Source organism: Alistipes provencensis (assembly GCF_900083545.1).
GTDB lineage: Bacteria > Bacteroidota > Bacteroidia > Bacteroidales > Rikenellaceae > Alistipes > Alistipes provencensis.
The window spans coordinates 1,893,894-1,911,967 of sequence record NZ_LT559262.1; the positions used below are offsets into that span (position 1 = coordinate 1,893,894).

Here is an 18,074-nt window from a genome sequence, read left to right on the forward strand (position 1 = left end):
CTTCCGAACCAGCTTATGACATCGGTTTTGGCGGCGTTGTCCTTCAGCGACGGCAGTTTTCGGGCGATGGCGGCGTAGAGGGCGTCGTCGGCGAACTCCGTGGCGAAGTCGAGCGCCGCGCAGCGGTAGGCCCGGTCGGCGTCTTTCAGTGCGGCGAGCACCTCCGAGGTTTGTTTCTTGGCATCCGAACGCAGTACGATCCCCAGTCCGGCGATGCGCACGTTCTGCGGCATGCCGGCTTTCCGCAAGGCTTTGGCCGCGGCGAGGGCCTTGCTGTTCCCTGCGGCGGCAAGGCGCGTCAGCAGTTCGATGTAGGCGCTTGCGGCTTGGCTCTTCTCAAAGGCGTAATTGGCGGCTTTGGCCGCTGCGGCGAGGGTCGGGAGCGATGCTTCGCTGCCGCACTTCGCCAGTGCGTTGCAGACGGCCTCTTTCGTGGCTTCATCGGCCGTGGGGTCCGCGGCCCATTTCAGCAGCGCGGGTTCGGCGGCCGTAAGGCGCTTTTCAGCGGCGGCATAGGCCAGCAAGGCTTTCGGGGCAGGGCTTCGTAGGATCAGAGAGAGAATTTCCCCGTCGGTTCCGGGCGTGGAGATCAGCCCTCGCACGGCGTAGTCCGCGAGGTATTCGTCCGCGGCGTATTTCACGAACACGGGTGCCGTGGCGGTCGTCGCGCAGAGCTGGAGCTGCGAGAGCAGGAATGCCTGATTGGGTTTGTCCGTCGAGGCTTCCACAGCCTCGGCGAGTCCTGTGCGGACCTCCCGGGCCAGCTCTTCGCGGCCTGCGGCGGTCACATAGCTCACCACGCCGTTGATGGCATACTCCACGGCGGCGTTCTTGCCTTCGGAGGCGGGGACGAGCATGCCGGCCATCATCCGGATTCCTTCGGCGCCGGTGGCGGCCAGCTCCTGCATCACGTTGTCGAACGCCTTGGGATTCTGCGCCGGAAGTTGGTTCAGTCCGTCCGCCACGATCGTCGCGGCGGTGCGCTGGCGTGCATCCTGCGCCCCGGCGGCGAACGGCACGAGGGCCAGCAGGAGAATTATCAGTATCTTTTTCATCGTTTTTTCAGGTTTGCAGGGTTAAGTCAGATTTTCCACGGCGTGCGCATCGGCTGGTCGATCAGTCGGTTGGCGGCATCGTCGCCGACGAACAGTTGTGTGTCGGGATCGAAATGCAGCGTGCGGTTCAGCCGCAGGGCGCAGGCGCCCAGATTCACGAGCGTCGAACTGCGGTGGCCCTTGATCTCGTCGAGGGCGAAACGCTCGCGGGTGCGGACGCACCGGAGGAAATCGGTGTTTTGCGGTTCGGGATCGGGCATCTCGGAAATCTTCTCCATGACGTCCGGGATCGTGCATTCGAATCCCTGATAGACTTTGCCCAGCGGCCCCTCGATGTAGGGCACCTTGCCCTTGCTTTCGTAGCCCTCGCCCTCGAGGACGATCTGGCAGCCGTCCTCATAGGTGTAGACGATTCGGTGCCAGATACCCACGGCGTCGGGATGCTGCTGCGGGGCGTCGACCTCGATCTTCACGGGCGAGGTGTCGTCCTTGCCCAGCAGATACTGCACGGGGTCCATGTAGTGCTGTCCCATGTCCGTCAGTCCGCCTCCGTCGTAGTCCCAGTAACCGCGGAACGTACCGTGGACGCGGTGTTTGTTGTAGGGCTTGTAGGGCGCCGGACCTAGCCACATGTCGTAATCCAGTTCGGCCGGAACACTCTGCGGCGTGAGGTTCTCCTGCCCCACCCAGAAGAATTTCCATGCGAATCCCGTAGCCCCCGAAATGGTCACCTTGAGGGGCCATCCCAGCAGACCGCTGTCGACGAGCTTCTTCAGCGGTTCGACCGTCGTGCCCAGTCCGTAGAAGGTGTCCTTGAAACGGAACCATGTGTTCAGTCGGAAGATGCGGCCGTTCTGCTTCACGGCCTCCACGACACGCTTGCCTTCGCCGATGGTGCGCGTCATCGGTTTCTCGCACCAGATGTCCTTACCGGCCCTGGCCGCCTCGACGGCCATCAGGCCGTGCCAGTGGGGCGGGGTGGCGATGTGCACGATGTCGACGTTGGGGTCGGTGATCAGGTCGCGGTAGTCGTGATAGGCCTCGAGAGTCTTGTCGAATTTCTTGCGGCCCAGCGTCACGGCGCTGTCGAGGTGGTTTCGGTCGACGTCGCAGACCGCTACCAGCCGGCAGGCGTCGGTGGAGGTGAAGTGGTAGCTGCTCTTGCCGATGCCGCCCACACCGATGATGCCTTTGGTGAGCTGGTCGCTCGGAGCGACGAATTTCGGGCCTCCGAGCACGCTGCGCGGCACGACGGTCAGTAGCGCCATGCCGCCCAGCGTTTTGAGAAAGTCTCTGCGGGAACTCATATCTTTGGGTTGGTTATCTCGTTAGCGTTCGGTTGTCTGATTTGCAGCCTGTTTCGCGGCACAGCAGGCCGACCCTTCGGCCGGTTCCTTCGGCAGCAGCGTGCGCAGTCGGAGGTTGCGCCAGAGGACTTTGATACCTCCGCCGTCGTGAATCTGCAGGGCGATGCGTCCCTGTGCGGCGCCGATCTTCGCGTCGGTGATGTCCACCATCTCCACGCCGTTGAGCCACGTCTGCACGCGGTCGCCCTGCACCCGCAGGCGCAGCGTGTTCCAATCACCCTCTTTGAGAATCGACTCCTTCTCGTCGGGAATCTGCACCAGCCATCCGCGGCCGTAGGATTCGTAGATGCCCGCCGTGTCATGCCCCTTGGGAGCCACTTCGCACTGCCAGCCGTGAACCTTCACCGGCGGCTCGACGAACGAGCGGAAGAAGACGCCCGAGTTGCCGTTCGACAACTGTTTGAACTCCAGCGTGAGGTCGAAATCATTGTAATATTCCCGTGTGGCGAGGTAGCCGTACTGCTTGTCGGGACCGCTCTCGCAGACGAGGTTGCCCTCTTTGTCCACATACCATTTCTCGGTTCCGTAAGCCTCCCAGCCCGTCAGGTCGCGGCCGTTGAAGAGCTCCACTTCCTTACCGGCTTTAAGCGGCAGCTCCTTGATCTTCAGGTTGCGGAACGAGGCGGGGTAGCCGTGGTCCTGCAGGCAGATCACGCCGCGGTGCGCCAGCCCGTATTCGGGCGCCGTCTCCCACTTGCCGCTGTTCTTGCGGGCGAACCAGTCGTCGGTCCATGCTTCGAATTCGAGGATTTTGCGGCCGTTGAGCCAGTGCTCGATGTGACCGTTGTCGCAGACGATGCGCGAGGAGTTCCATTCGCCCTGCGGATTGACCGACATCGAATCGGCGTCGGGCAGGTGCATGGCGTAATCCACGCCCAGCCGCTGCCACGGCTCGAGTTTCGTCGGGGCGTTCTGGGCCTCCCAGCCGTCGTTGTCGATCAGTTGGTATTCGGGCCCGGTGACGTAGGGAACGGCGAAATAGGGGTTCTCGACCACATGGTAGAGCATGCCGCTGTTACCGCCCGGGGAGAGTTTCCAGTCCCAGTCGAGGATAAAATTTTCGTATTGTTTCTTGGTGACGATGTAGCCTGTCAGGTCGCTGCCGTCGCCCGCGGCTTGTATGCAGCCGTCCACGACGTGCCACGGCATCGTCAGCGAATCGCCGTTGAAGTCTTTCCATTGGTCGAGCGTCTTTCCGTCGAAGAGCAGTTGCCATCCGTCGGCGATCTCGGCTTCGGTGAGGGTGTTGTGCTTGGGCCCGCAGGAACAGAGGCAGGCTGCGATGATTCCCGACCCCAACAACGTGCGGAGCAGGTTTCGGTGCAAGTTTCGTTTCATAAGATGCAGTTTAGGTAGAATTCGTGTTTTTTGGTATTCTTAACCGGGTAAGTTGGATGTTGTTTCTTCCCGGAGGCTATTTCACAAATGTAACCTTTTTTATGGGGATTGCCAGCATAAAAGGCGAAAAAATGACGGATCGGGTCTAAAAAAATGCCGCAGGGTGCTTTTTAGCACCCTGCGGCATTGTACCCGGCGGTCCGGATTCCGGGACCCGGTGAGGATCAGGAGTGACGGCGCGCCAGCTCCTTTTCGAGGTCGGCGATCGAGCAGCCCGTGGCTTCGAGCAGCACGAGCAGGTGGTAGACGAGATCCGAAGCCTCGTAGATCATCGCCTCGCGGTTCTGGGCCACGGCTTCGATGACGGTCTCCACGGCCTCCTCGCCGACTTTCTGCGCGATCTTGTTCACGCCGCGGTTGAAGAGCTTGGTGGTGTAGGAGCCTTCGGGCATCTCGGCGTGGCGGCCTTGGATGATGCTCTGCAGGTAGCGGATGAAACCTTCGGTCTCGGGCACGGCCTCCCCGAAGCAGGTCTTCGATCCCGTGTGGCAGGTCGGGCCGTGGGGGATGACGCGCACGAGTAGCGTGTCGTCGTCGCAGTCAGCGGCGATGGATACGATGTCGAGCCAGTTGCCGCTGGTCTCGCCTTTGGTCCACAGACACCGGCGCGAACGGCTGTAAAAGGTGACGCGCCCTTCGGCGAGACTCTTGTCGTAAGCCTCCTCGTTCATGTAGCCCAGCATGAGCACTTGCAGGGTGCGGGCGTCCTGAATGACGGCGGGGACGAGTCCGCCGGGGAGTTTTGCGGCGCTGAGCGCCGAAAACGGTTTTCCTTCGATTTTCATAATGGTGTTATAATCTGACGTTTATATTGCGTTCGTTCAAGGCCCGCTTCAACACGGGGATCGGAATTTCGTTGTAGTGGAAGATGCTGGCGGCCAGCGCTGCGTCGGCGCGGCCGAGGGTCAGCACGTCGGCGATGTGGTCCACCGTGCCGGCGCCGCCCGAGGCGATGATCGGGACGCGTGCCGGCGCCGCCCGAGGCGATGATCGGGACGGGGAGCTCGGCCAGCCGCGCGAAGGTGTCGCACGGATAGCCGTTCTTGGTGCCGTCGTGGTCCATCGAGGTGAAGAGTATCTCGCCCGCGCCGCGGTCGGCGGCTTCGCGGGCCCAGACGAAGAGTTCGCGTTCGGTGGGGCGTTTGCCGCCGTGGGTCGTGACGACCCAGCGGCCGTCGACGGTCCGGGCGTCGATCGCCGCCACGACGAACTGTGAGCCGTATTTGGCGGCGATGGCGTCGATCAGCGCGGGATTGGCCACGGCGGCGCTGTTGAGGGTGATCTTGTCGGCCCCGGCGTCGAGCAGCCTGCAGGCGTCGTCGACCGACGAGATGCCGCCCCCGACGGTGAAGGGGATGTCGATGCGCGCGGCGATGCGCGCGACCAGTTCGGTGAAGGTCCTGCGGCCCTCCTCCGAGGCGCTGATGTCGAGGTAAACCAGTTCGTCAGCCCCTTCGGAGGCATATTTCGCGCCGAGTTCCACGGGGTCGCCGACCTGTCGCAGCCCCACGAAGTTGATGCCTTTGACGGTCTGGCCGTCGCGGATGTCGAGGCAGGGGATTATGCGTTTCGCAAGCATCGTTCGAGTTCTTTGAGGGTGATGCGCCCTTCGTAGAGGGCTTTGCCGACGATGACGCTCCGCAGGCCCTGCCGGTCGAGCTCCCCGATGTCGTCCATCGCCGAGATGCCGCCGCTGACGGTGATCTCCACCCCCGGAAAGCGGTTTTGCAGTTCGGCGTAGAAGGCCGCCGAAGGCCCGCACAGCATGCCGTCGCGTGAGATGTCGGTGCAGATGACCTGCGTAAGGCCCTGCGGTAGAAAGCGTTCGATCAGTTCGGGAGCCGAGAGGGCCGAGCTTTCCAGCCAGCCCTGAATGGCCACCGCGCCGTCGCGGATGTCGGCCCCGAGGATCAGCCGTTCGGGTCCGAACTCCGTGAGCCACTGGGCGAAGCGTTCGGGTTCGCGGACGGCGAGGCTGCCGCAGATGGCGCGGCCGGCCCCGGCGTCGAAGACGCTGCGCAGCGCTTCACGGCTCTTGATGCCGCCGCCGTACTGCACTTCGAGCCCCGTTCGCGTCGCCACGCGTTCCAGCACCGCGAGGTTGCGCGGTTCGGAAGCCTTCGCGCCGTCGAGGTCGACCATGTGCAGGCGGCGGATGCCCGCCTCCTCGAAGCGCAGGGCGGCTTCCAACGGGTCGCGGTAGTAGGTCTTCCGGCTGGCGTAGTCGCCCTGCGTAAGACGGACGCATTCGCCTTTTATAATGTCTGTTGCGGGAATTATTTCAATCATAGGTTCAGAAAATTATGTAAAATCCGGGCGCCTGCCGCGCCGCTCTTTTCGGGGTGGAACTGCGTGCCGAAGAAGTTGCCGCGGCCGAGCGCCGCGCTGAACGGACGCCCGTAGCGGGTCGTGGCGATGGTCGCATCGCACGGCTCGGCGGCGAAGGAGTGGACGTAATATAGATAGGAATCTTCGGCCATGCCGCGGAACAGCGGGGTGCGGAGGCCGGAGATGGTGTCCCAGCCTACATGGGGGACTTTCAGCCGTTCGCCCGTCTGCGTGGCCGTCGGGAGCCGCAGGACCCGTGCCGGAAAGATGCCCATGCAGCCGACGCCGCCCTCCTTGCTTTCGAGGCACATCAGTTGCATGCCGATGCAGATGCCCAGCACGGGTTGCGTGAGCGTGGGGATGACGGCGTCGAGACCCCGTTCGCGGAGTTTCGACATGGCCGACGAAGCCTCGCCGACCCCCGGGAGGATCACCCGGTCGGCGCGGCGCAGCAGCGAGGGATCGGCCGTGAGGATGAATTCGGCCCCGGCACGGTGCAGGGCGTCGGCAACCGACCGCAGGTTGCCCGTATCGTAATCGACTACCGCTGTCATAGGACTCCTTTGCTGCTGGGGATGTCGTATCCGAAGCCCTGCCGGCCGACGGCCATGCGCAGGGCGCGGGCGAAGGCTTTGAAGATGGCTTCGGCCTTGTGGTGGTCGTTGTCGCCGCGGGCCGAGATTTGGAGGTTGCACCGCGCGGCGCAGCAGAGCGAGTGGAAGAAGTGGCGGAATAGCTCCGTCGGCACGTCGCCGACCCGCTCGCGGCGGAATTCGGCGTCCCACTCGAAGTCGATGCGGCCCCCGAAGTCGAGGAGCACCAGCGCCCGGCAGTCGTCCATCGGCAGGGCGAAGCCGTAGCGGGCGATGCCCGCCTTGGAGCCCAGCGCGCGGTCGATGGCCTCGCCCAGCGTGATGGCCACATCCTCCGTGGTGTGGTGTTCGTCGATGTCGAGGTCGCCCCGGGCATCCACGGCCAGCGACACGCCGCCGTGGTGGGCGATCTGCGCGAGCATGTGGTCGAGGAAGCGCAGTCCCGTGGAGATCTCGCCGTTGAAGTCGCCGCGGCCGTCGAGGTCCAGACGCACGGTGATCTGCGTCTCGCGGGTCTCGCGCCGGACCTCCACCCGGCGTTCGCCGCGGCGGATGAACTCGGCGATTTCGGCCCACGAGTCGGTCACCAGCGCGCAGGCGTCGGCGGCACCGGCTTCGTCGAGCATCCGGAGCCCCTCGGCGGCGGGCGCCAGCAGGATGCCCCGGGCCCCGAGGTTGCGGGCCAGCAGGATGTCGGTCGCGCGGTCGCCGATGACGTAGCTCGCGGCGAGGTCGCAACTGCCGTCGAGGTAGTTCCCGAACATCCCCGTGCGGGGTTTGCGCGTGGGGGCGTTGTCCGCCTCGAAGGTGCGGTCGATGAGCTGGTCGTCGAACGCGACACCCTCGCCCCGTAGCGTCGAGAGCATCTTTTCGTGGGCGGGCCAAAACGTCTCTTCGGGAAAGGAGTCGGTTCCGAGTCCGTCCTGATTGGTGGCCAGCACGAGGTCGAAGCCGAGGCCCGTGAGGGCTTTCAGCCCCGAGATGGCTCCGGGCACGAATGCGAGTTTTTCGAGGCTGTCGATCTGTTCGTCGGCGGGTTCGGCGATGACGGTGCCGTCGCGGTCGATGAAGAGGGCTTTTTTCATAGGGTGAAATTTTTGACGGTTTCCAGCATCCGGGCGTTCTCGTCGGGGCGGCCGACGGTGATGCGCAGGCACCCTTCGCACCCCGGGATGCGCGAACGGTTGCGGACGATGACCCCCGCGGCGATCAGCGCGTCGTAAAGGCGGTCGGGGTCGGGAGTGCGGACCAGCACGAAGTTGGCCTCCGAGGGGTAGACCCGTTCGATGGCGGGGCATGCGGCGAGGGTCCGGGCGATGGCGTCGCGCTCGGCGCGGAGTTGCGCCACCTGCCCTGCGATGTCGAACGAGAGCCGTTCGGCAACGGCGGCTTGTGCCAGACAGTTGATGTTGTAGGGGTATTTCACGCGGGCGAAGAGCGCCGCGACGGGGGCAGACGCGAAGGCCAGTCCGAGGCGTAGCCCCGCCATGCCCCACGCTTTGGAGAGGGTTTGCAGGACGATGAGGTTTTCGAATTCGTCGAGCCGTGCGAGAAATCCCGGCTCGGAGGCGAAGTCGATGTAGGCTTCGTCGAGCACGACCATGCCGTCGAAACGGCGGATGAGCCGTTCGATGTCGGCCGCCGGGAAGGCGTTGCCCGTAGGGTTGTTCGGGGAGCAGAGCCACAGCAGTTTGGTCCGTTCGTCGGCCGCGGCGAGCAGGGCGTCAACCGGGAGAGCGTACTCCTCGCCGAGCGGCACTTCGCGCATCTCGACGTCGTTGACGTCGGCGGCGACGCGGTACATGCCGTAGGTCGGGGCGATCGAGACGGCGTTGTCGACGCCGGGGCGGCAGAAGATGCGGTAGGCGAGGTCGATGGCCTCGTCGCTGCCGTTGCCGATGAAGACCTGCTCCCCGCGCACGCCTTTCAGGGCGGCGATGCGCTGTTTCAGATTCTTCTGGTGCGGGTCGGGGTAGCGGTTGACCCCGTTCTCGTAGGGGTTTTCGTTGGCATCGAGCCACGTCGATATCTCCCCGCCGGCATATTCGTCGCGGGCCGTGGAGTAGGGTTTCAGCGCCCGGATGTTGGGGCGCACCAACTGTTCGAGGGTTTTCATGGGTGCTGTTTTTTCAGACGGATGCGGACTGCGGCGGCGTGCGCCCCGAGCCCTTCGGCTTCGGCCATGGCGATGATCGCCGGGGAGAGGGCCGAAAGTCCGTCGCGGGTGAGTTCCTGATAGGTGATCTTGCGCAGGAAAGAGTCGGTGTTGACGCCGCTGTAGGCCCGTGCCCAGCCGCCCGTGGGCAGCGTGTGGTTGGTCCCCGAAGCGTAGTCGCCGGCGCTTTCGGGCGACCATGCTCCGATGAAGACGCTGCCGGCGGCGGTGATCTGCGCCGCGGCCTGCCACGCGTCGCGCATCGAAACGATCAGATGCTCGGGGGCGTAGGCGTTGGCGAAATCGATCATCTTCTCGCGGCTGTCGAGCACCACGATGCGGCTTTGGCGGAGCGCTTCGCGGATGGTGTCGCCGCGCCGGAGCTGCTGCAACTGCTCCCCGACGGCGCGCCGGGTGTCGAGCGCGAAGCGTTCCGAGGCGCAGACCAGCACCGCCTGACTGTCGCCCCCGTGTTCGGCCTGCGAGAGAAGGTCGGCGGCGGCGAAGGCGGGCGACGCTTCGTCGTCGGCCAGCACGAGCACCTCCGAAGGTCCGGCCGGCAGATCGACGGCCACGTCGTTGGCCCCCACTAACTGTTTGGCCTTGGTGACATAGCGGTTGCCCGGACCGAAGATCTTGTCGACGCGCGGGATGCTCTCGGTGCCGTAGGCCATGGCGGCTACGGCCTGTGCGCCGCCCACGGCGTAGACGCGGTCCACGCCGCAGAGGTCGGCGGCATAGAGTATTTCGGGAGCGACGGTGCCGTCGGGACGGGCGGGGGTGCAGAGGATGACTTCCTGACATCCGGCGACACGGGCCGGGACGGCCAGCATCAGCACCGTGGAGAACAGCGGGGCCTTGCCGCCGGGGATGTAGAGCCCCACGCGGCGGATGGGCAGTGCCCGCTGGACGCATCGTACGCCCGGCATCGGTTCGACGCTGACTTCGGGGGGCAACTGGGCCCGGTGGAAGGTTTCGATGTTGGCTTTGGCCGTGGCGAGGGCCTCTTTCAGCGCCGCGGGGATGAGCGCCGCGGCTTTGCGGCGGACGTCGGCGGGGATTTCGAACGTTTCGGGGGCGCGTCCCTCGACGCGGCGGGTGATTTCGCGCAGGGCCCGGTCGCCGCCCGTGCGCACTTCGTCGAGGATCGAGGTCACCTGCCGGGTGATCTCCTCCTCCTGCCGCGTGCAGCGTTCGGTGAGGGCCGCCCACTCGGAGCGTTCCGGGTTCGGGTAGATTCTGAGGATTTCCATAGCGGGGTCGGGGTTTTAGCGGATCATGTTTTCGAGGGCGAGGATCAGGATGCCTTCGGCGCCGATCTCCTTGAGACGTTCGATGCGCTCCCAGAGCTGGTCCTGAGCGATTACGGCGTGGATCGAGCACCATCCCTCCTGCGCCAGCGGCAGCACCGTCGGGCTGCGCATGCCGGGGAGAATGCGGATGGCGTCGTCGAGCCGTTCCTTCGGGAGGTTCATCAGCACATATTTCATCCCGCGGCTGTCGAGGATCGAGTTGAGGCGGAACGTCAGTTGTTCCATCTCGCGGCGCTTGTCGCTGTCGAGCCCGGGGTTGGCGATGAGCACCGCCTCGGAGAAGAAGACCTTCTCGACCTCGGTGAGCCCGTTGGAGATGAGCGTGCCGCCCGAGGAGACGATGTCGAAGATGGCGTCGGCCATGCCCACGGCCGGGGCGATCTCCACGGAACCCTCGATGGTGTGGATCTCGGCCTCGATGCCGCGCTCGGCGAAGTAGCGGGCGAGGATGTTGGGGTAGGAGGTGGCGATGCGCCTGCCGCGGAAGAAGTCGGGACCTTCGTAGGTTGTCGTCTTGGGCACGGCCAGCGAGATGCGGCAGCCCCCGAACCCGAGGTCCATGACCTGTTCGACGGCGAAGCCCTTCTCGGCCACTTCGTTCAGCCCCACGATACCCACGTTGGCGACGCCCATAGCCACGGCCTGCGGGATGTCGTCGTCGCGCAGGTAGAGGACTTCCAGCGGAAACCCCTCGGCGCGGGAGATGAGTTTGCGTTTGCTCTCGGCAACGCGGATACCTGCTTCGGCGAGCAGGTCGATGCTCTGTTCGTTCAGTCGGCCCTTGGCCTGAATGGCTATTCTAAGCATATTCGGTGTGTGTTGATCGTTTCGTTTTCGGACACCCACCTGCGGCCCGGCACACAAAAAAGCCCACCCGCAGGGGGTGAGCTTCATATAATTGCGTTTTCACATATACATGATCGACCTACCCCTCGGTAAAGTGGTGATGGTGATGATGGATATGGTTGAAATTCGTCATTGCTGTTGTCGTTGGGGACAAATATAGGGTTTCCATTCGGAAAAAACAAAATTCGGGCCGTTTTTTTATTCGCCGGGCGTCTTACCGATATATATGGAGCCATTTTGCCCCGGAAATTGCCGTTCCTAATAATTTTTAGTATATTTACCGCGGACTTGCCGCTGCGGTTAGGGCGGCTCAGGTTTATCAAAACAACGACAACCATGTGTGACGATCCTATTCAATCGATCGCGACCCGTCTGCGCGGGCTGCGCGAGGTGCTCGAACTGTCGGAGCAGGAGGTGGCCGAGAGCTGCCACCTGACCCTCGAACAGTACCGGGCCATGGAGAGCGGACAGACCGACTTCTCGGTCAACGTGCTGCAAACCATATCCCGCCATTACGGGATCAGCCTCGACGTGCTGATGTTCGGCGAGGAGCCCCGGATGAACTCCTATTTCATCACCCGCGCCGGAAAAGGCGTGTCGGTGGAGCGCCGCAAGGCGTATCGGTACGAGGCGCTGGCCTCGGGCTTCCGCGCGCGGAAGATCGACCCCTTCATCGTGACGGTGGAGCCGGCTCCGGCCGACGCCCCGATGCACCTGAACTCCCACGACGGGCAGGAGATGAACTATGTGCTGGAGGGGCGTCTGCTCATCAGTCTCGACGGCCGGGAGTTCGAACTCGAACCGGGCGACAGCCTCTATTTCGACTCGGCGCAGCCCCACGGGATGAAAGCCCTCGACGGAAAAACGGTCCGCTTTCTGGCCATAATCATGTAATGCGATGGTAGAACGATTTTTAACACAGACCTCCTTCGCGTCGCAGGAGGATTTGCGCAGAAACCTGCACATCCGCGTTCCCGCGAATTTCAATTTCGCCTACGACGTCGTCGACGCCTACGCTGCCGAGCAGCCCGACAAAAAGGCCCTGCTGTGGACCGACGACCGGGGCGAAGAGATTCAGTTCACGTTCGCCGACCTCAAGCGCGAGAGCGACCGCACGGCTTCGTGGTTCCGGAGTTTAGGTATCGGCAAGGGCGATGCGGTGATGCTGATTCTCAAGCGCCGCTACGAATTCTGGTTCTCGATCCTCGCGCTGCACAAGCTGGGGGCGGTGGTGATCCCCGCGACCCACCTGCTGACCAAAAAGGATATCGTCTACCGCTGCAACATGGCCCGGATCAAGGGCATCGTCGCGGCCGGCGAAGCGGTCATCACCGACCATATCGCGGCCGCCATGCCCGAAAGCCCCACCACGAAGGTGCTGGTGAGCGTGGGGCCCGAGGTTCCCGAAGGGTTCCTCGATTTCCACAAGGGCATCGCGCAGGCGGAGCCTTTCGTGCGTCCGGAGCGCGTGAACGCCAACGACGACATCATGATGATGTACTTCACGTCGGGAACGACGGGCGAGCCGAAGATGGTGGCCCACGATTTCACCTATCCGCTGGGGCACATCACCACGGGCCTGCTGTGGCACAACCTCCACGAGGGGAGCCTCCACCTGACGATCGCCGACACGGGATGGGCCAAGGCCGCGTGGGGCAAGTTGTACGGGCAGTGGCTGGCCGGGGCCAATATCTTCGTCTACGACCACGAGAAATTCACCCCTGTGGAGATACTGCACAAGATCGAACAGTACCGCATCACCTCGCTGTGTGCGCCTCCGACGATCTACCGGTTCCTGATCCGCGAGGACCTCACGAAATACGACCTCTCGTCGCTGGAGTACTGCACGACGGCCGGCGAGGCGCTGAACGGCGCCGTGTACGACACGTTCCAGCGGTTGACGGGCATCCGGCTGATGGAGGGCTTCGGGCAGACCGAGACTACGCTGACGCTGGCGACTTTCCCGTGGATGGAGCCCAAGCCCGGGAGCATGGGCATGCCCAATCCCCAGTATAGGATCGACCTCCTGACCCCCGACGGCCGTTCGGCCGAGGACGGCGAGCAGGGGCAGATCGTGATCCGCACCGACGGGGGCAAGCCGCTGGGGCTTTTCAAGGAGTACTACCTCAATGAGGAGCTCACGCACGAGGCGTGGCGCGACGGGGTTTACTACACGGGCGACATGGCGTGGCGCGACGAGGACGGTTATTACTGGTTCGTGGGGCGCGCCGACGACGTGATCAAGAGTTCGGGTTACCGCATCGGGCCGTTCGAGGTCGAGAGCGCCCTGATGACCCATCCCGCGGTGGTGGAGTGCGCAATCACGGGCGTGCCCGACGAAATTCGCGGGCAGGTGGTCAAGGCGACGATTATTCTGGCGGAGAAGTACCGCGCGCAGGCCGGTGAAGCGCTCGTCAAGGAGTTGCAGGACCATGTGAAGCGCATCACGGCGCCTTATAAATACCCGCGTGTGATCGAGTTCGTGGAGTCGCTGCCCAAGACCATCAGCGGCAAGATACGCCGCAAGGAGATTCGCTCGGCGGACGAAAAATAGCAACGGAAAAGGGCTGCACCTCGGTGCAGCCCTTTTTTTATTCGGCGAAGACGAGGCCCGGGAGCCGGTTCCACTCGCCGCGCGTGAAGTCGGGAACCTCGACCGGCATATGGCCGTGCTCGATGGATTTCGCGCTCAGCTCCCCGATGCACGACCATTCGGCGGCGTCGTAGACGTCCTGATCGAGCGGGAGGCCCTTTTGCAGGCAGTGGATCAGCCGGTAATCCATGATGAAGTCCATGCCGCCGTGTCCGCCGACCTGCTTGGCCTTTTCGGACAACTGCTTCTGGATCGGATGCTCGTACTGCCGCATCAGTTCGGCTTTCCGCTCCTCGGAGACGAAGCCGTGCGTGTTGAGCGCCTCGATGTCGGGACGTTTGCTGCCGGCGAAGTTCGGGTCCCCGAAGGCATATCCCTCGACCGGGTATTTGGCGGCGTAACCGTCGGTGCCGACCAGTTGGTAGAGGCGGTCGTAGGGGCGGGGCGTCATGACGTTGTGCTGCAGGAGGATGGTCTTTCCCTTTTGGGTCGTGATGAGCGTCGAGGTCTGGTCGCCGTTGCGGAACTCCCGGCTGCCGCCGGACTTCCCGCTCATCTTCCGGCCGTTGAAACTCCCGGTGGCGACCGAAACCAACGTATTCATCTTGTCGCCGCGGTGGATGTTCAGCGCCTGACAGATGGGGCCGAGGCCGTGCGTGGCGTAGATGTCCCCGGCATGGCGCTCGTTGAACTCGAGCCGCCAGTTACCCTGAAAAGCCGGCCAGTACTCCTCCAGATAGTGAACGTAGCCGCCCTGTGCGTGGATGATCTCCCCGAAGAGACCCTGCTGCGCCATGTTGAGCGTCGTGAGTTCGAAAAAGTCGTACACGCAGTTCTCGACCATCATGCAGTGGCGGCGCGTCCGTTCGGAAGTGTCGACCAACTGCCAGCACTCGGCGATGCTCTGTGCGGCGGGGACTTCGAGGGCGACATGCTTGCCGTGTTCCATGGCGTAGACGGCCATCGGGACGTGTTGCAGCCACGGCGTGACGATGTATACCAAGTCGAGGTCGTCGCGCTCGCAGAGCTGTTTCCAACCCTCCTCGCCGCTGTATGCGTCGGCCCGGGGCATGCCTGCCTTTTCGAGTATCCGCTGGTTCTCCTCGATCCGCTCGGGGTAGAGGTCGCACAGCGCCCGGATCTCCACGTTGTCGATGAATCCCAGCCGCGTGACGGCGCCGGGACCCCGCATGCCCAGTCCGATGATGCCGACCCGGACCACCGGGATCGGTTCGGCCGCGAAGCCCAGCATCGACTGCTGGCCTTGGGCGCGTTTGGGGGTGTCGAAGACGATCCGGCCCTTTTTGACCGAGTATTTGCTGTTGTGGACCGTCTGTCCGCAGAGTGCGGAGCCGATCAGCAGGAATGAAAGAAATAGGAGTAGACGTTTCATATCATTGGTTTTTGGGTTGTCCGTAAATATCGATTTCCACGTTGTCGAAAGGGTCTGCCGCATGGTCGAAAAGTACGGCCAATTCGCTGCGCGTGATCTCCCGGTCGGGGTCGAAGTTCGTGAGCGACAGCGCATCCCACGTCGGGGCGTCGACCTTTGCGTCGGGGACGATCCGGCGGAGGAGGTCGCCGGCTTCGGCGACGGTCACCGTATCGGAGAGGGCGCCGAAGTCGATGGCCGGGTAGAGCGACCGCAGGCCCTCGGCGAGTTCGCTGCCCGCGACGTTTTTGTCGGCATGGAACCATGTCTGGTTCGACCATCCGACATTCGTTCCCACGCCCCGGAGCAGTCCCGTCGCGCCGATGCGCTGCAGGGCCGCGAAGTGGACGTCGTCGCGCGGCAGGTCGAGATAGGGCAGCAGGTAGCACCCCTGCGCCAGCAGTTCCCGCTGGACGTCGCGCACGGGAATCTGTTCCGGACGGGTGTTCCGGGCGGCGGCCAGCGAGCCGAGCACGCCCGCGGCCTGACCCAGTTCGAGCGTGATGGGCTGGAGCCGGGTGGTGCCGTTGACGAGGTTGGAAACGGAGATCGATTTCTCGGCGACGATCAGGTTCGGCCGTTCCCGGGGCAGCATCACCGCCAGCGGAATCGTATAGGAGGGAATCGGGTGGAAATGCAGTTCGGGGAGGCTCTGCCACTGCGGGTGCCGCTGGTGATGGTGGTCGACGGGGTAGTCGCCCACGGCGATGCCCGTGCGGTAGAGCGTGTTGCGGTAGGGGTTCTTCGCATCCTCGACCGTGAAGCGCACAAGTCCGTGGATGCGCCGCGATTCGCGGTGGTAGGGGATCAGCGGGAAGCCGTCCCCGGTGGGAAACTCGCCTTTGGCGAGGCCGATGTTCCGGAACCCCAGTTCGTGCTGGATGTAGTAGATGAAACAGCGGGTGAACTGCTTGGCTTTCTCCAACACTGCGGCGCGTTCCGCCGGCGGGAGTTCGATGATGTTGGCGTAGTAGTCGTTGCCCTCGATGGGCCAGTTGAGCATGTATTTGCCGTTGGGGAGCTTCCCGTAGTCGAGCATCGCGCGCGGGCTCCAGAGCACCCGGCCGTGGGTAGCGTCGGTGCAGTTGGCCGACTGGCAGCTACAGGCGAAGTCGGATTTGTCGTACCCTTCGGGTTGGGGGATGGTGACGTCGTGGTCGTACTCCTGCAGAATAGCCACATAGGTCAGGTCTTGCACGATGTCGTTCGCCGCTTCGGGAGCGATGGCCTCGCCGCTCTCCGCGCGGGCGTCCATGCCGATGTCGTAACCGACGGCAGCAGGTAGCACCCCTGCGCCAGCAGTTCCCGCTGGACGTCGCGCACGGGAATCTGTTCCGGACGGGTGTTCCGGGCGGCGGCCAGCGAGCCGAGCACGCCCGCGGCCTGACCCAGTTCGAGCGTTCTTCGGGGAGTTCTGCCCCCGAGCCACGGGGTCTCCTCGGCGAGCAGCACGCGCGAGCCCATGCGGGCGGCGGTGATGCCGGCGGCCGTTCCCGAGGCTCCGCCCCCGACGATCAGCAGGTCATAACGGGCTTCCGTTCCGCAGCCGGCGAACAGCGCGGCGGCGCCCAGTATCGGTAATATTCGTTTCAGCATAGTGTCGGTTTTCAGGCTTTCTCCTCCCAGTATTGTTCGATCTGTTCGAGGGTTTTGCCCGTGGTTTCGGGGACGAGGAAGCGGATGATGAGGATGTAGGGGATGCACATGACGGCGAAGAGCAGGAATGTGCCCTGCGGCAGCAGGCGCTCCAGCAGCCAAGGGGTGAGCTGGCCGATGAGGTAGGTCCCGACCCAGAGCGAAAGCCCCGCGATGGACATGGCCAGACCGCGCACCTTGGTGGGGTACATTTCGGAGAGCAGTACGAAAATCACGGCGCTGATGGAGATGGCGCAGAAGAAGATGTAGAGCAGGAAGAAGACCAGCAGGAAGATGCTCGACATCCCCGCACCGAAGGTGAAGTACCAACTGATGGCCAGCAGGGAGAGGATCATGCCGCTGACGCCGAAGTAGACGAGTTTTTTGCGGCCGACCTTGTCGATGATGACGAGCGCCACCACCGTGGTGAGCATGTTCACCAGTCCGACGAGCACCTGATAAAAGAGCGAATCACCGGCCGAGAGGCCGCTCTGCTCGAAGATCGAGGGCCCGTAGTAGAGTACGGCGTTGACCCCCATGAACTGTCCCAGAATGGCGATGGCGGCGCCGATGGCCACGGCTTTCAGCATGTTCGGGCGCAAGAGGAATTTCCATTCCGAACCCTTTTCGCGTTCGATCCGCTCGATGGTCTGCCCCAGTTCGCCGCGGGCGTCCGCCTCGCTGCCGCTGATGCGCGTCTGGATGGCGAGGGCGCAGTCGGTCCGGCCCCGGGCGACGAGCCACCGCGGGCTCTCGGGGATGAAGAAGAGGATCGCGAGGAAAATCAGCGCCGGGAGGGTCTCGGCGCCCAGCATGCTGCGCCACGGTTCGGTGACGAAGACCTTGCTCCAGAGCGAGTCCGACGGCGTGCCCTGCCCGGCATAGTTCAGCAGGGCATAGTTGACGATATAGGCCGCGAGGAAGCCGATGGTGATGGCCAACTGGTAGAGCGACACGAGGCGTCCCCGGTGTTTGGCGACGGCGATCTCGCTGATATACATAGGTGAGATGATCGAGGCCACGCCGATGCCGACGCCCCCGATGATGCGGTAGACGATCAGTTGCGTGATGTCGGCCGAGACGGCGCAGCCTGCGGCCGAGACCGTGAAGAACAGCGCCGCCAGCGAGAGCGAGATTTTCCGGCCGAAGCGGTCGGAAAGCATGCCGGCGAATGACACGCCCGCGATCGAACCCACGAGGGCGCACCCTACATACCAGCCCTGAAGCGTTACGTTGAGCCCGAATTGGGCGGTGACCATCGAAATGGTCCCCGAGATCACGGCCGTGTCGTAGCCGAAGAGGAATCCGCCGAGCGCGGCTGCCGCCGACAGAAACAGAATGTATCCGATGCCTTTCATG

The 18,074-nt window shown here is 63.8% G+C and carries 14 protein-coding genes and 2 pseudogenes; 2 read left to right on the forward strand and 14 right to left on the reverse strand.

Features of this window, described 5'->3' with window-relative positions:
- Positions 1 to 1,081: 1,081 nt before the first annotated feature.
- From BN5935_RS07430 to hisG, 10 genes and pseudogenes are all read right to left on the reverse strand, one after another.
- Positions 1,082 to 2,362, reverse strand: a complete 1,281-nt coding sequence (locus tag BN5935_RS07430; RefSeq protein ID WP_064975549.1) for a Gfo/Idh/MocA family oxidoreductase — start codon at positions 2,360 to 2,362, stop codon at positions 1,082 to 1,084.
- Positions 2,363 to 2,458: 96 nt separating this feature from the next.
- A pseudogene (locus BN5935_RS07435) lies at positions 2,459 to 3,760 on the reverse strand (3-keto-disaccharide hydrolase); the annotation flags it as partial.
- Positions 3,761 to 3,984: 224 nt separating this feature from the next.
- The gene (hisIE, locus tag BN5935_RS07440; protein WP_064975550.1) at positions 3,985 to 4,605 is read right to left on the reverse strand and encodes a bifunctional phosphoribosyl-AMP cyclohydrolase/phosphoribosyl-ATP diphosphatase HisIE; all 621 of its coding nucleotides are present in this window, start codon (positions 4,603 to 4,605) and stop codon (positions 3,985 to 3,987) included.
- Positions 4,606 to 4,612: 7 nt separating this feature from the next.
- Positions 4,613 to 5,399 (reverse strand): annotated as a pseudogene (gene hisF / locus BN5935_RS07445) (imidazole glycerol phosphate synthase subunit HisF).
- Entirely contained in the window at positions 5,381 to 6,109 is a 729-nt protein-coding gene (gene hisA, locus BN5935_RS07450; protein WP_064975551.1) for a 1-(5-phosphoribosyl)-5-[(5-phosphoribosylamino)methylideneamino]imidazole-4-carboxamide isomerase, read from the reverse strand. The pseudogene hisF and the gene hisA overlap by 19 nt, the downstream one beginning before the upstream one ends.
- On the reverse strand, positions 6,106 to 6,702 hold the full coding sequence (gene hisH, locus BN5935_RS07455; protein ID WP_064975552.1) for an imidazole glycerol phosphate synthase subunit HisH: 597 nt from the start codon (positions 6,700 to 6,702) through the stop codon (positions 6,106 to 6,108). The genes hisA and hisH overlap by 4 nt, the downstream gene beginning before the upstream one ends.
- Positions 6,699 to 7,826 (reverse strand): bifunctional histidinol-phosphatase/imidazoleglycerol-phosphate dehydratase HisB, encoded by a 1,128-nt coding sequence (gene hisB / locus BN5935_RS07460; RefSeq protein WP_064975553.1) that lies wholly within the window; start codon positions 7,824 to 7,826, stop codon positions 6,699 to 6,701. The genes hisH and hisB overlap by 4 nt, the downstream gene beginning before the upstream one ends.
- Positions 7,823 to 8,857 carry a histidinol-phosphate transaminase gene (gene hisC, locus BN5935_RS07465; protein ID WP_064975554.1) on the reverse strand — a complete coding sequence of 345 codons (1,035 nt, stop codon included), beginning with the start codon at positions 8,855 to 8,857 and terminating at the stop codon, positions 7,823 to 7,825. The genes hisB and hisC overlap by 4 nt, the downstream gene beginning before the upstream one ends.
- Complete coding sequence (gene hisD, locus BN5935_RS07470) at positions 8,854 to 10,149, reverse strand: histidinol dehydrogenase (protein WP_064975555.1); 1,296 nt, start codon at positions 10,147 to 10,149, stop codon at positions 8,854 to 8,856. Before hisD ends, hisC begins: the two co-directional genes overlap by 4 nt.
- A 15-nt stretch (positions 10,150 to 10,164) precedes the next feature.
- A complete protein-coding gene (gene hisG, locus BN5935_RS07475; protein ID WP_064975556.1) occupies positions 10,165 to 11,016 on the reverse strand; it encodes an ATP phosphoribosyltransferase in 852 nt (283 codons plus the stop codon).
- Positions 11,017 to 11,391: 375 nt separating this feature from the next.
- Between hisG and BN5935_RS07480 the strand changes: the two genes are divergently transcribed.
- Together BN5935_RS07480 and BN5935_RS07485 are read left to right on the forward strand one after the other, a co-directional pair.
- The gene (locus tag BN5935_RS07480) at positions 11,392 to 11,949 is read left to right on the forward strand and encodes a helix-turn-helix domain-containing protein (protein ID WP_064975557.1); all 558 of its coding nucleotides are present in this window, start codon (positions 11,392 to 11,394) and stop codon (positions 11,947 to 11,949) included.
- Between the two features lie 4 nt (positions 11,950 to 11,953).
- On the forward strand, positions 11,954 to 13,609 hold the full coding sequence (locus tag BN5935_RS07485) for an AMP-binding protein (protein ID WP_064975558.1): 1,656 nt from the start codon (positions 11,954 to 11,956) through the stop codon (positions 13,607 to 13,609).
- Positions 13,610 to 13,646: 37 nt separating this feature from the next.
- Here the strand turns inward: BN5935_RS07485 and BN5935_RS07490 are convergent, their stop codons facing one another.
- From BN5935_RS07490 to BN5935_RS07505, 4 genes are read right to left on the reverse strand one after another with little or no spacing between them, the layout of a single operon-like run.
- The gene (locus BN5935_RS07490) at positions 13,647 to 15,041 is read right to left on the reverse strand and encodes a Gfo/Idh/MocA family protein (RefSeq protein WP_064975559.1); all 1,395 of its coding nucleotides are present in this window, start codon (positions 15,039 to 15,041) and stop codon (positions 13,647 to 13,649) included.
- Position 15,042: 1 nt separating this feature from the next.
- Positions 15,043 to 16,368: an FAD-dependent oxidoreductase gene (locus BN5935_RS07495; protein ID WP_235821044.1), complete on the reverse strand. Its 1,326-nt coding sequence runs from the start codon at positions 16,366 to 16,368 to the stop codon at positions 15,043 to 15,045.
- The gene (locus BN5935_RS15720) at positions 16,266 to 16,676 is read right to left on the reverse strand and encodes an FAD-dependent oxidoreductase (RefSeq protein WP_064975560.1); all 411 of its coding nucleotides are present in this window, start codon (positions 16,674 to 16,676) and stop codon (positions 16,266 to 16,268) included. The genes BN5935_RS07495 and BN5935_RS15720 overlap by 103 nt, the downstream gene beginning before the upstream one ends.
- An 11-nt stretch (positions 16,677 to 16,687) precedes the next feature.
- Positions 16,688 to 18,073, reverse strand: a complete 1,386-nt coding sequence (locus BN5935_RS07505) for a sugar porter family MFS transporter (protein WP_064975561.1) — start codon at positions 18,071 to 18,073, stop codon at positions 16,688 to 16,690.
- Position 18,074: the final 1 nt, after the last annotated feature.